We start from the raw sequence: 12502 nt of genomic DNA, 5'->3' as shown, positions 1-12502 counted from the left end.
AAAATGGAGCGGGTGAAGGGAATCGAACCCTCGTCAGTAGCTTGGGAAGCTACAGCTCTACCATTGAGCTACACCCGCAATGCCGGGCGATGGTAACCGGCGGATGCGGCTTTGGGAATCCTGGACTCGTCCCGCTTTTTTATACCCATGCAAAGTTGCGATCGACCGGCGATGAGGGAGCTTTCGTTAAACCGCCGGCAACGGCCATCGCTTTCCTAAGCCGCCGCTCATAATCCCTGCGCAAGATGATCTGCACATACAGGGATGGGTTGTCCGGGCGCGACCGTTTTCGCGTGCACCAACATGGAGTGATTTATGCGTGGGCTCAAAGGTGTTGTGGCACAGGCGCGCGGGCGGCGCGCTTTGCTGGCCATTTTGCTGCTGCTATGCACAGGCCTGGCCTTCGCCCAGACCGACGACGGCCAAGCCGACGCTACCGACCCGCCGGCACGTGCGGCCCGGCTTTCCTACGTTTCCGGCGACCTCGGCCTGATGCCCGCAGGCAGTACCGAATGGGCGGCTGCCGATGTGAACCGCCCGTTGACCAACGGCGACAAGCTATCCAGCGGCCCCGACGCACGTGCCGAATTAGAACTGGGTGGCGCGGCCTTGCGCATCAGCAATCAGACCGATCTGGGCGTGCTCAATCTCAACGATCAGATCGGCCAGTTCGAACTGACGCAGGGCACGCTCAGCATCACCGTGCGCAGCGTTGATCAAGGCGCCAGCTACGAAATCGATACGCCGACCATGGCCCTGGTGATCAACCAGCCCGGCACGTTCCGCGTCGACGTCGGCGCCAATGGCAACGGCAGCACGGTGACCGTGTTCGACGGCGGCGGCATCGTCTACGGCGAAAACAACGCGCAGCGCGAAGTGTTCAGTGGACGCAGCTACCAGTTCGGCGATTCCACGTTGAATGACATGACGGTCAGCGACATCCAGGGCCGCGATGAATTCGACGCCTGGAGCAATGACCGCGACGCGCAATACGCCAGCAGCAACAGCACGCAGTACGTGTCGCCCGACGTCGTCGGCTCGCAGGATCTGAACCAATACGGCGATTGGCAGCAGGACGAAGACTATGGCGCCGTGTGGTACCCCACCACCGTGCAAGCCGGCTGGGCGCCTTACAGCGCTGGCCATTGGGTATGGATCGGCCCGTGGGGCTGGACCTGGGTGGATGCCATGCCCTGGGGTTTCGCGCCTTACCACTACGGCCGCTGGGTCTATCTGCACCGCCGCTGGGGCTGGGTCCCGTGTCCGCCACGCGTGCGGCCGGTGTATGCGCCTGCATTGGTTGCCTTCGTCGGCATCGGCCGCGGCGGTCCGGTGGGCTGGTTCCCGCTCGGTCCGCACGAGGTATACAACCCGTGGTACCGCGCGTCGCGCAACTACTACACCAACGTCAACCTCACCAACATCCGGATCAGCCGCACCATCAACCGGGAAACGGTGATCAACAACATCCACAACCAATACGGCTTCTATCGCGAGGGCCGTCCGGTCACCGGCGTGAACTACGCCAACCGCGATGTACCGCACGCCTTTACGGCGGTCTCCGCCCAAGCGTTTGCCAGTGCGCGAAACGTGCGCGCCGATCAGGTGCGCATGGACCCGCAGCAGTTTGCGCACGCCCCGGTAATGTCAGCCGCGCCAGTGCAGCGCCCTTCGTCGGCCAGCTTCGGTCAGCCACGTGCTGCAAACCCGCGGCCTTTGCCGGCGGCAGGCTTCAATCGACCGGTAGTGGCGGTGCGTGCGCCCGCCGCGAACGTTGCGCCGGCAGGAGAAATCCACGCGTCACCACGCTCCAACGTGCGTGTCTTGAACGTGCAGCCGCAAAACGCACCTCGCGTCGTCTCGGGACAAACCTTCCCGCGCTACGGCGCACCGGCACAACCGCAAGCCGCACCGCGCCCATCCGAACCGGTGCAACCGCAAGCCGCGCCACGCCCGGCCGAACCGGCACTGCCGCAAGTTCCGCACTTCGCGCCGGCCCAGCAGGTTCAGCACGTGCCGCAAGCGCCGCGTTATGCGCCGGAGCAAACGCAGGAACGACCGGCACCGCGCTATGAACCGCAGCAACCCGTCGTGCAGCAAGCACCGCACTACGGGCCGCAGCGGCCGGAAGTACAACAGGCGCCGCGTTATGCACCGGAGCAACCGTCCATCCAGCAACAGCAAGAACGCCAGCGACAGATGGAGCAAGAGCGCTTCGATGCCGCGCAGCGTGCGCATCAATACGTGCCGCAGCAGCAGGCGCCGCGCGAAGTGCAGCCCAATCCTTCCTACGTGCCGCAGCAATATCGCTATCAGCCGCCGCCGCAATACGCGCGCCCGGAAATGGCACGGCCCGCTGAGCAGCCTCATCCGCAAAATGCGCCGCATCCTGCCCATGCGCCGCCACCAGGCCGAAACGACAACCAGCACTAGTCATTCAACGGGTACGCCGCGCAGTTTCGCGGCGTACTCGTCCGGCCCAACGGGATAACGCCCAGGTCCGGCGCTACAATGCCCGGATGCAGATCACCCTCAACGGCCACCCGCACAACTGCGGCGACAACCTCTCCGTCACCCAACTTCTACACGAGGCCGGTTATGTCGGCCGGCGCGTGGCCGTGGAGGTGAATCACGAGATCGTGCCGCGCAGCCAACATGACGCCTATGCCTTGCGCAACGGCGACAAGGTGGAAATCGTCCACGCCATCGGCGGCGGCTGAGTTCGCCCCCAGCGGTCCACGCATGAACATCAAGACTCACGACACCACTGACACCCTGGTCATCGCCGGCAAGACCTATCGCTCGCGCCTGCTCACCGGCACCGGCAAATACAAGGATCTGGACGAAACCCGCCGCGCCACCCAGGCCGCCGGTGCCGAGATCGTTACCGCCGCGATCCGCCGCGTGAACCTGGGCCAGGACCCCAACGCCCCGAACCTGCTCGACGCCCTGCCGCCCGGCGAATTCACCCTGCTGCCCAACACCGCCGGCTGCTACAACGCCGTGGATGCCGTGCGCACCTGCCGCCTGGCACGCGAGCTGCTGGATGGCCATAACCTGGTCAAGCTGGAAGTGCTGGGCGATGAGCGCACGCTGTTTCCCGACGTGGTGGAAACCCTCAAGGCCGCCGAGCAGCTGGTGGCCGATGGTTTCGACGTGATGGTCTACACCAGCGACGATCCGATCCTGGCCAAGAAACTGGAACAGATCGGCTGCGTCGCCGTGATGCCGCTGGCCGCGCCAATCGGCTCGGGCCTGGGCATCCAGAACAAGTACAACCTGCTGGAAATCATCGAGAACGCGAAGGTTCCGATCATCGTCGACGCCGGCGTGGGCACGGCCTCCGATGCGGCCATTGCGATGGAACTGGGTTGCGACGGGGTGCTAATGAACACTGCCATCGCCGGCGCGAAAGATCCGGTGCTGATGGCGCATGCGATGAAGCTGGCGATCGAGGCCGGGCGCGCGGCGTTCCGCGCAGGGCGCATTCCGCGCAAGCGGTTTGCATCGGCATCCAGCCCGATTGATGGAACGATTGGTTGAAGCGCTCCGCCTCACGCCAGATTTGCCGATGACCGATCAATCCGACCAAGAAACCGCCAGCCACCTGCGCCGCATCCGCAGCTTCGTCCTGCGCGAAGGCCGCATGACGCCCGCCCAGCAGCGCGCCTTCGAAACGCACTGGGCCCGCTTCGGCATCGACTACACCGGCACCGCGCAGGACTTCGATGCACGATTCGGCCGCCACGCCCCGCGTGTGCTGGAAATCGGCTTCGGCAATGGCGAAGCCCTGGCCTGGGCGAGCGAGCACGATCTGGCGCGTGACTACCTTGGCGTGGAAGTGCATGGGCCTGGCGTCGGCCGGCTGATGAATGCCCTCGCCGCACGCGATGCCAGCAATGTCCACCTCTACAAGCACGATGCGGTGGAAGTGCTGGAGCACGAGATCGCTCCCGGCACGCTGGCCGAAGTGCGGATCTGGTTTCCCGATCCCTGGCACAAGAAGCGCCACAACAAGCGGCGCATCGTACAGCCCGAATTCGTGGCCCTGCTTGCCACGCGCGTGGCGCCAGGCGGGCTGCTGCATCTGGCGACCGATTGGGAGCCTTATGCGCAGCACATGATGGAAGTGATGGAAGCCGCGCCGGATTGGCGCAACGACGCCGGGCCTGGCCAGTTTGCCGAGAAGCCCGCATGGCGCATCGAAACGCACTTCGAGCGGCGCGGCCTGAAGCTGGGACATGGCGTGTGGGATCTGCTCTACCGCCGACGCTGACGTGGGTTGGAGTGCGAACCCCAACACCCCTATGTATACGCATGGCGATGTTGGGGTTCGCACCCCAACCTACGTGCCCACAATGTGGCAACGATTCACCAGCAAACACATAAGCAGACTTATACTTCCGCGCTAAACAGGGACGAGTCATCGCGTGAAGCCACTGTTGCCCCATCGCATCCAAGCCTTCCAAGCGCCCGATAGGGACGTTCCACAGTGGCGCTGACCCTTACCCCCGAAATGATCCTGGTGCTGGGGCTGGTGTGCTTCACCATGCTGATGCTGGTGCTGGAATGGATCCGCGCCGACATGGTGGCGCTGCTGGTGGTAGTGGTGATCGGCCTCACCGGCCTTATTCCTTCCGATCGCGTCTTCAACGGCTTCGCCGGTAACGCTGTGATCGCCATCATCGCGATCATGATCATGGGCGCCGGACTCGACCGCGCCGGTGTGCTTGGCCTCACCGCGCAGTTTGTGATGCGCATGGCGCGTGGCAAGGAATCGCGGCTCGGCCTAGTCATCAACTCCGTGACCAGCCTGTTCAGTGCGGTGATTCCCAGCCAGGCGCTGGCCGCCTTGATGATTCCTGTCACCAGCCGCCTGTCCGCGCGCACCGGCGTGCCGATCTCGCGTCTGCTGCTGCCGATGGCGTTCTGCATTCTCACCGCCACCAACACCACGCTGATCGCGAACTCGCCGCTGATCGTGCTCAACGACCTGATCGCCAGCGCCAACGCCAACCTGCCGCCCGGCGCGCAGACGGTGCCGAAGTTCGGGCTTTTCAGCGTGACGCCGGTGGGCTTGGCGCTCGCTGTGGCGGGCGTCGTGTTCTTCTATCTCTACACCAACAAGCTGCTGCCGAATCGCGAAGACGAGCGGCAGAAAGTGACGCCCGGACGTACCGAAAGCTACTTTGCCGAAACCTATGGCATCGTCGGCGAGACCGCGGAGCTGACGGTCACGGCGGAAAGCCCGCTGGTCGGCATGAGCATCGGCGAGGTGGAACAACTGCATGGCGCGCCGCTGATCCTGGCGATCAAGAGCGGCAATGACGCACGCATGGCGCCCCCGGCCGACCAGGTGATCTGGGTCGGTTCCGTGTTGGGTGTGCTGGGGCCGCGCGATGAATTGAACCGCTTCGCCAATAACCAGCTATGCCGCGTGTCGCCGCGCATGCGCCAGTTGGGCGAACTGTTCAATCCTACCCGCGCCGGCATTTCCGAGGCGGTGATTCCGCCCAGCTCGCGCTTCCTCAAGCAATCGGTCGGCGAACTGCGCCTGCGCAAGCGTTACGGCATTTCCGTGTTGGCGGTCACGCGCGGCGATCAGGTCTACCGCGACGATCTGCGCGCGGTGAGCCTGCGCACCGGCGATACGCTGGTGCTGCATTCCAGCTGGAAAGCGCTGCAGGAGGTCTCCGAAGACAAGGACCTCGTCGTCGTCACCGACATCCCGCGCGAAGAACAGCGGCCCAACAAGATCTGGCAGGCCGTCGGTTTCTTTCTGCTGGCGAAGGGCCTGGCGCTGTTCACCAACCTCGACCTCTCCATCGCGATGATGACCGGCGCGATCGGCATGCTGCTCTCCGGCGTGTTGAACATGGACGAGGCCTACAAGGCGGTGAACTGGAAAACCATCTTTGTCACCGCCTGTCTGATTCCCCTGGGCTGGTCGATGGATTCCACCGGTACCGCCGCATGGGTGGCGCAGGAAGTGCTGCTGCATCTTGGCCATGCGTCGCCGTGGATTCTGCAGCTGTCCTTGGCGCTGCTCACCTTGTTGTTCTCGCAGGTGATGTCGAACGTGGGCGCCACGGTGATGATGGTGCCCGTGGCGATCAGCGTGGCGGTGGCGACGGGTGGCAATCCTTCGGCGTATGCATTGATTGTCGCGGTGTCCTCATCGAACACGTTCCTGCTCAGCTCCGGCCACCCTGCGTTGATGATGGTCACCGGCCCCGGTGACTACAGCGGCCGGGATTTCCTGCGCGCCGGCGTGCCGTTGACGTTTATCGTGCTGGTGATCACGCTGGTGGCAATCAATCTCATATATCGGTAGTACCGCCTTGCCGGTATTCTGGAAAATGTTTCCTGTGTGCGATGCACTTGCGCTTTCGCGGGCATGACGGCAACCGAACACGATCGTCAATCAACGTGCACACCGGCTGGACCTCCGTGACGACACACCCAAGCAACCCTCGACTTGCCGTGATTGGACTGGGCTATGTCGGCCTTCCGCTCGCGGTGGAATTTGGACGGCTATTCGACACGCTCGGTTACGACATCGACGCCGCGCGCGTGGATGCGTTGCGGCGAGGTTCGGATGGCAACCAAGAAACCTCGGCAGAGGAACTCGCCACCGCAACCAGGCTGCGCTTCAGCACGGACGTGGGTGCTTTGCGCGCTTGCAACGTATTCATCATCACCGTACCGACGCCGGTGGACGAACATAAGCGTCCCGACTTCACGCCACTGGTTCGCGCCAGCCAGATGATCGGCAGCGTGCTGAAGCCGGGCGACGTGGTGATCTACGAATCCACCGTTTACCCGGGTGCCACGGAAGAAATCTGCGTGCCTGAATTGGAGCGCGCTTCCGGACTGCGCTTCAACATCGATTTCACCGTGGGCTACAGTCCCGAGCGCATCAATCCCGGCGACAAGCTGCGCCGTCTCACCACGATTCCGAAGATCACCTCCGGCTCCACACCGGAAACGGCTGACTTCGTCGATGCGCTGTATGCACGCATCATCACCGCCGGCACGCACAAAGCGCCAAGCTTGAAAGTGGCGGAAGCGGCCAAGGTGATCGAGAACACGCAGCGCGACGCCAATATCGCGTTGATCAACGAATTCGCGCTGATTTTTCACCGTTTGGGGATCGACACCCAGGACGTGCTCGATGCCGCACGCACCAAATGGAATTTCCTGCCGTTTCAGCCGGGATTGGTCGGCGGTCACTGCATTGGTGTCGATCCGTATTACCTGATTCAAAAAGCCCAATCGACCGGCTACTACCCCGACATCCTGCTTGCCTGCCGCCGCATCAACGACGCCATGGGCCAGCACATAGCAGCGGAAGTGGTCAAACTGATGGTGGGCCAAGGTCACGCGATTCGCGGCAGCCGTGTGCTGGTGTTGGGCCTTACCTTCAAGGAAAACTGCCCGGACCTGCGCAACACGCGTGTGGTCGACCTGGTGCGCGAACTGGAAAGCTTCGGTGCCGCTGTCGACGTGCATGATCCATGGGCAGATGCGGAGGAAGCGCACAAACATTACGGCGTGCGCTTGCTGCCGGAAGTGGATGCGACAGGAACCTACGCCGCCGTGGTGCTGGCCGTGGCACACCAGCAATTCAAGGCAGGCGGTGCCTACGATGTGCGTGCGCTGACGATGCCCAATGGCGTGGTGTACGACATCAAAGGCGTGCTACCCAAAGCGCTGGTCGATGCACGCCTATAACGCCTTTGTAGGCTGGGATGAAATCCCAGCATGACCATGCATGGCGATGCTGGGATTTCATCCCAGCCTACGCGTCCAATAACACCTCGCCCTGCTCCACCCGCACGGCTATCGCCCGCAAGCTTTCTCCCTTGCACGGGCCACTTACGCATTCGCCGGTATCCACCCCAAAGCAGGCGCCGTGCGCCGCGCACACCAGCATGCCTTTCGACAGCAGAAACTTGCCTGGCGCCCAGTCCAGGCGGCGGCCGGCGTGGGGACAAATGTTCAACCACGCGCTTACGTGTTCGCCACGCCGCAACAGGATCACGCTTTCCTCGCCATCCGGCAGCGGCACGTCCAGCGCCACCGCCTCGCCGTCGGGCATATCGTGCAGCCGACCAAGGCGGCGAGCTGGGGTTGTCGTTTCCATCGGCACTTGCCTTATAGGCCCTATGGCCTCATCGTTACGCACGTAAGTCATTGATTTTACCACACGGATTTTTAACATGCGCGTCGTCTTTCCGCTCCTGAACCGTCGTCGTCACCCGCTCGCCCAGGCGCTGTCCGTGGTGCTCGGCTTGATTGTGGTCGGCGTGCTGATGGTGTTCGGCCTGGTCGTGGCCGGCGTGCTGACCGTGGGTGGCGCGCTGTGGCTGGTGTGGCGGCAGTGGAAGCGCAGCCGCGCCGCGATGCCTGGCGCCGGCCGGAAAGCCCGTCAGCCGGAAGTACTGGAAGGCGAGTATGTGGTCATTCACAGCTCGCGGCCGGTCACCCACCACTGAGCAAAATCCGGATAGCTGCCAGCGGGTAGCGCGCCTAAGCTGACGGCAACGTTCCTTTCTGGATACTGCCATGCGCAACTCCCTCGCCACCCTTGAAGCTCCGCTGGAACACGTCCGCGCGTTGATCGAGCGTGCGGCGGAAGCCCCTTCGCTCACCGCATTGGCGGATGCCGCCAAGCTCAGCCCCAGCCATTTGCAGCGGGCATTTCGCCGCCGCTATGGCATGAGCCCGGCCGAATATCACCGCGCCCGCCGCTTTGGCCAATTCAAGACGGCCTTGCGCAAGGGTGCTGCCGTGACCGATGCGGTCTACGACGCCGGCTTTGGTTCCGGCAGCCGCGTCTACGAACACACCAACCGCCTGCTCGGCATGACGCCGGCCAGTTATCGCGCGGGCGGCGCAGGCGCGAATATTCGCTACACGACTACCAGCACGCCGCTGGGGCAGTTGCTGGTCGCGACCACAGCCAAAGGCATTTGCTCGGTCACGCTGGGGGCCAGCGACCAAGAACTGGAGCAGCGGCTGGCGGATGAATTTCCCAAGGCCAGCCGCGAGCGTGTCGATAACGGCCGCGAGGAATGGCTGGACGCCGTGATCGCACGCATCGCCACGCAATTGGGCTGGAGCGATCGCGAAGCGCCCGACATGCCGCCGCTCGACGTCGCCGCCACCGCCTTCCAGTGGCGCGTATGGGAAGCGCTTACGCGCATTCCTGCCGGCGTCACCAAGAGTTATGGCGAACTGGCGGCGGAACTCGGCAAGCCCGGTGCGGCGCGCGCCATCGGGCAGGCATGCGGCAACAATCGGCTGGCGTTGATCGTGCCCTGCCACCGCATCGTGCGCGAGGATGGTTCGCTCGGCGGCTGGCGCTGGGGCGTGGAGCGCAAGCGCATGTTGCTGGAACAGGAAGCCGCACCTCAACACGCGTAGGTTGCGTAGGTTGGGGGGAGCAGAACGCGAACCCCAAACATCGTGATGCCCGCATGCATGGCCATGTTGGGGTTCGCACCCCAACCTACAGTTGAGGTGCGTGGCGAGCGAGCCGATGCACTCATCTTGATTCACCATCAAGACCGCCTTGCATGGCCATCGCTTCTGCAAAGCGTGCCGGGCAGGTATCGTTAGCTACGCCCTCTCCCACCGACACCCATGAACGATTCCGCTGACAACACGCTTGCTTTGGCAAGCGACCAGAGCCGTGCCGGCAAATGGGTACCGCTGGCGATGTTTGCGCTGTACATCGTCTGGGGTTCCACCTACCTCGGTATACGCATTGCGCTGGAAAGCTATCCACCTTTTCTGCTGGCTGGCTTGCGCTTTGCCATCGCAGGGTCGCTGCTGTTCGGCTATTTGCGCTTGCGAGGCGCGGCCCTGCCCAGCGCACGCCAATGGCGAAATGCAGCCATCACCGGTGTGCTGTTGCTGGGCTTCGGCAATGGCCTGGTGTGCTACGCCGAAGAGAGCGTGAGTTCGGGCATCTCAGCGGTGACGGTGGCGAGCATGCCGTTGTTCGCGGCGATCTTTGCCGGCTTGTACAAAGATTGGCCGACGCGCAATGAAACGATCGGGCTGCTCATTGGTTTTCTCGGCGTGATCGTGCTGAATCTGGGCAGTGCGTTGTCCGGCTCGCACATCGGCGCCGCGGCGCTGCTTGTGGCGTCCATCGCATGGGCATTTGGCTCGGTGTGGAGCAAGCATCAGGACATGCCGCAAGGGATGATGAACACCGCTGCGCAAATGCTGTGCGGAAGCGTGGCCTTGCTCGCGGTGGGATGTCTCACTGGGGAGAAGCTGCCGGCACACCCTGCGCCGCACGCCACGCTGGCGGCTGGTTATCTGGTGGTGTTCGGCTCGCTGGTGGCGTTCAGTGCCTACCTGTATGTGCTGAAACACGCACGCCCTGCTTTCGCGACCAGCTATGCCTACGTCAACCCGCCGGTAGCCGTGTTGTTTGGCGTGTTGCTGCTTGGCGAGAACGTCGGTCCTTACGACCTGGCCGGCATGGCGGTGATCCTGTTCGGCGTGGGCATCATCACGTTGGCGAAGCTGCGCCGCGCGCACTGATTGCCACGCGCCATCGTTGCCAACCTCTTGCCGCGATGCTCGCTACGCCATCACCATAGCCGCATCGCTGAAGGAGGCATGCGCGCATGGGCAACGCAACCGATGGCTGGATGGCACGCGCTGCCTTGCGCAGCGCGGCGTGGGCGGAACGCTGGTTTCCTGATGCGTGGGTGTTCGCGGCACTGGGCGTGATCGTCGTGGCCATTGCGGTGTTGGCGTTCGGTGCCACGCCGGCAATCACGGTCAATGCATTCGGCGATGGCTTCTGGAGCCTGATCCCGTTCACCATGCAAATGGCCTTTGTGGTGATCGGCGGTTACGTGGTGGCCAGTGCGCCGATCGTCGCGCGCTTTATCGATGTGTTGGCGCGCGTGCCTCGCACCGGGCGCAGCGCCATCTGCTTCGTCGGCTTGATCAGCATGCTCGCGTCGTTGCTGTCGTGGGGCTTTTCGCTGGTGTTCGGCGGTTTGCTGGTGCGCGCGTTGGCGCGGCGCGAAGCCTTGCGCATGGACTATCGCGCTGCCGGCGCGGCCGCCTATCTTGGGCTGGGCGCGGTGTGGGCGATGGGACTTTCTTCGTCGGCAGCGCAGTTGCAGGCCAATCCCAAGAGCATGCCGGCGGGGCTGCTCACCATTACGGGTGTATTGCCTTTCAGCCAGACGATTTTCTTGTGGCAGTCGGTCGTGCTTACGGCCATGTTGATCATCGTATCGCTGGCGATCTGCTGGCTGACCGCGCCCTCTGATTCGCAGGCGCGCACCGCGCAGGATTTCGGTGGGCTGGACACCGCCATACCCGAACTGCCGTCACGCAGTCGTCCCGGCGAATGGCTGGAATACAGCCCGCTGCTGTCGATCCTGATCGGCGTGCTCGGCCTGGGTTGGCTCGCTTATGAATTCACCAGCAAAGCGGTTGTCACCGCGATCGCCAATCTCAATACCTACAACTTCCTGTTCCTGACGATCGGCTTGTTGCTGCACTGGCGGCCACGCAGTTTTCTCAATGCAGTGACGCGTGCGGTGCCAAGCACGGCCGGCGTGCTGATCCAGTTTCCGCTCTACGGCGGCATTGCTGCACTGCTGACGCATGCCGCTGGCGCAGACGGCCAGACACTTGCGCATCGGCTATCGGGCTTGTTTGTGCACGTCGCTTCCACCGATACGTTTCCGCTGGTGATGGGCGCGTATTCGTCCGTGCTCGGTTTCTTCGTGCCATCCGGTGGCGGTAAATGGCTGATCGAAGCGCCCTACGTGATGCAGGCGGCGAACGATTTGCACGTTCACCTGGGTTGGGCTGTGCAGGTGTACAACGCCGCGGAAGCATTGCCGAACCTGATCAATCCGTTCTGGATGCTGCCGCTGCTTGGCGTGCTGGGATTGAAGGCGCGTGATGTGGTTGGCTTTACCTTCATGCAATTGCTGGTGCACGTACCGCTGGTGCTTGGTCTGCTCTGGTTGCTGGGGCTTACCTTGCCATACGTGCCGCCGGTAATGCCTTGAAAAAAGCACCGCGCAGGCTGGGATGGAATCCCAGCTTGATGGTCTTCGATGCTGGGATTTCATCCCAGCCTACGTATCGTGTTTAACCGGCGCTTGCTCGTAATGCCGCGGCGAGGATCCGCACAGCGCCGCGCATGCGTGGGTCGGTGACGCGGTGATGCAGCATCACTTCGGTCAACGGCAGGCGCGGCAAACCTAGACGCTCGCTCACGTCCACCAAGGTGGGCGCGCATACACGCTGCGGCAACGGCGCCACGGCGAGTCCGGCAGCTGCAGCGGCGACGACGGCCGGCAAGCCGCCGCCGACGAACACCTCGGTCCACGGCAGGCCGGCATCGTCCAAGGTTTTCAGTGCCCGCGCGCGAATCGTGCATGGCGCGGCCAGCGACGCAATGCGCAGCGGTTCTTCGCGCGGCCATTCGAAACCCGGCAGCGCATAC

11 protein-coding genes, 1 tRNA gene and 1 pseudogene are annotated in these 12502 nt (G+C 63.4%); 10 read left to right on the top strand and 3 right to left on the bottom strand.

Annotated elements, in window-relative coordinates; genetic code table 11:
• Nucleotides 1-4: 4 nt before the first annotated feature.
• Nucleotides 5-78 (bottom strand) — tRNA-Gly (locus tag VJR68_RS13385).
• Nucleotides 79-315: 237 nt separating this feature from the next.
• Here VJR68_RS13385 and VJR68_RS13380 point away from each other — a divergent pair.
• From VJR68_RS13380 to VJR68_RS13355, 6 genes are all read left to right on the top strand, one after another.
• The gene (locus VJR68_RS13380) at nt 316-2433 is read left to right on the top strand and encodes a DUF6600 domain-containing protein (protein WP_324148371.1); all 2118 of its coding nucleotides are present in this window, start codon (nt 316-318) and stop codon (nt 2431-2433) included.
• 86 nt (nt 2434-2519) lie between these two features.
• Nucleotides 2520-2720: a sulfur carrier protein ThiS gene (thiS, locus tag VJR68_RS13375; RefSeq protein ID WP_324148369.1), complete on the top strand. Its 201-nt coding sequence runs from the start codon at nt 2520-2522 to the stop codon at nt 2718-2720.
• A gap of 22 nt (nt 2721-2742) precedes the next feature.
• A complete protein-coding gene (locus VJR68_RS13370; RefSeq protein ID WP_324148367.1) occupies nt 2743-3543 on the top strand; it encodes a thiazole synthase in 801 nt (266 codons plus the stop codon).
• A 28-nt stretch (nt 3544-3571) separates the two neighbouring features.
• Nucleotides 3572-4276 carry a tRNA (guanosine(46)-N7)-methyltransferase TrmB gene (gene trmB / locus VJR68_RS13365; protein WP_324148365.1) on the top strand — a complete coding sequence of 235 codons (705 nt, stop codon included), beginning with the start codon at nt 3572-3574 and terminating at the stop codon, nt 4274-4276.
• A gap of 240 nt (nt 4277-4516) precedes the next feature.
• A complete protein-coding gene (locus VJR68_RS13360; RefSeq protein ID WP_324148378.1) occupies nt 4517-6334 on the top strand; it encodes an SLC13 family permease in 1818 nt (605 codons plus the stop codon).
• A gap of 116 nt (nt 6335-6450) precedes the next feature.
• Nucleotides 6451-7734 (top strand): nucleotide sugar dehydrogenase, encoded by a 1284-nt coding sequence (locus VJR68_RS13355; protein ID WP_324148363.1) that lies wholly within the window; start codon nt 6451-6453, stop codon nt 7732-7734.
• A 67-nt stretch (nt 7735-7801) separates the two neighbouring features.
• Here VJR68_RS13355 and VJR68_RS13350 read toward each other — a convergent pair whose 3' ends face one another.
• On the bottom strand, nt 7802-8146 hold the full coding sequence (locus VJR68_RS13350) for a Rieske (2Fe-2S) protein (RefSeq protein WP_414647787.1): 345 nt from the start codon (nt 8144-8146) through the stop codon (nt 7802-7804).
• A 76-nt stretch (nt 8147-8222) separates the two neighbouring features.
• Here VJR68_RS13350 and VJR68_RS13345 point away from each other — a divergent pair, with 76 nt between their 5' ends.
• The 4 genes from VJR68_RS13345 (at nt 8223) to VJR68_RS13330 (ending at nt 12062) form a co-directional block, all read left to right on the top strand.
• Nucleotides 8223-8498: a hypothetical protein gene (locus tag VJR68_RS13345; RefSeq protein WP_324148361.1), complete on the top strand. Its 276-nt coding sequence runs from the start codon at nt 8223-8225 to the stop codon at nt 8496-8498.
• 70 nt (nt 8499-8568) lie between these two features.
• The gene (locus VJR68_RS13340) at nt 8569-9429 is read left to right on the top strand and encodes a methylated-DNA--[protein]-cysteine S-methyltransferase (RefSeq protein WP_324148359.1); all 861 of its coding nucleotides are present in this window, start codon (nt 8569-8571) and stop codon (nt 9427-9429) included.
• A 219-nt stretch (nt 9430-9648) separates the two neighbouring features.
• On the top strand, nt 9649-10563 hold the full coding sequence (gene yedA, locus VJR68_RS13335; protein WP_414647786.1) for a drug/metabolite exporter YedA: 915 nt from the start codon (nt 9649-9651) through the stop codon (nt 10561-10563).
• Nucleotides 10564-10673: 110 nt separating this feature from the next.
• Nucleotides 10674-12062, top strand: coding sequence for a short-chain fatty acid transporter (locus VJR68_RS13330; protein WP_324148373.1), 1389 nt, complete (start codon nt 10674-10676; stop codon nt 12060-12062).
• Nucleotides 12063-12144: 82 nt separating this feature from the next.
• Here VJR68_RS13330 and VJR68_RS13325 read toward each other — a convergent pair.
• A pseudogene (locus tag VJR68_RS13325) lies at nt 12145-12502 on the bottom strand (hypothetical protein); the annotation flags it as partial.

It is taken from the genome of Dyella sp. (assembly GCF_035277725.1).
In the GTDB taxonomy this organism is placed as follows: domain Bacteria; phylum Pseudomonadota; class Gammaproteobacteria; order Xanthomonadales; family Rhodanobacteraceae; genus Dyella_B.
This window is presented reverse-complemented; position numbering and strand designations above follow the sequence as displayed.

Coding starts and splice junctions, on each gene's coding strand:
- VJR68_RS13380 (WP_324148371.1), top strand. CDS start 316: ATGCGTGGGCTCAAAGGTGTTGTGGCACAGGCGCGCGGGCGGCGCGCT.
- thiS (WP_324148369.1), top strand. CDS start 2,520: ATGCAGATCACCCTCAACGGCCACCCGCACAACTGCGGCGACAACCTC.
- VJR68_RS13370 (WP_324148367.1), top strand. CDS start 2,743: ATGAACATCAAGACTCACGACACCACTGACACCCTGGTCATCGCCGGC.
- trmB (WP_324148365.1), top strand. CDS start 3,572: ATGACCGATCAATCCGACCAAGAAACCGCCAGCCACCTGCGCCGCATC.
- VJR68_RS13360 (WP_324148378.1), top strand. CDS start 4,517: ATGATCCTGGTGCTGGGGCTGGTGTGCTTCACCATGCTGATGCTGGTG.
- VJR68_RS13350 (WP_414647787.1), bottom strand. CDS start 8,146: ATGGAAACGACAACCCCAGCTCGCCGCCTTGGTCGGCTGCACGATATG.
- VJR68_RS13345 (WP_324148361.1), top strand. CDS start 8,223: ATGCGCGTCGTCTTTCCGCTCCTGAACCGTCGTCGTCACCCGCTCGCC.
- VJR68_RS13340 (WP_324148359.1), top strand. CDS start 8,569: ATGCGCAACTCCCTCGCCACCCTTGAAGCTCCGCTGGAACACGTCCGC.
- yedA (WP_414647786.1), top strand. CDS start 9,649: ATGAACGATTCCGCTGACAACACGCTTGCTTTGGCAAGCGACCAGAGC.
- VJR68_RS13330 (WP_324148373.1), top strand. CDS start 10,674: ATGGCACGCGCTGCCTTGCGCAGCGCGGCGTGGGCGGAACGCTGGTTT.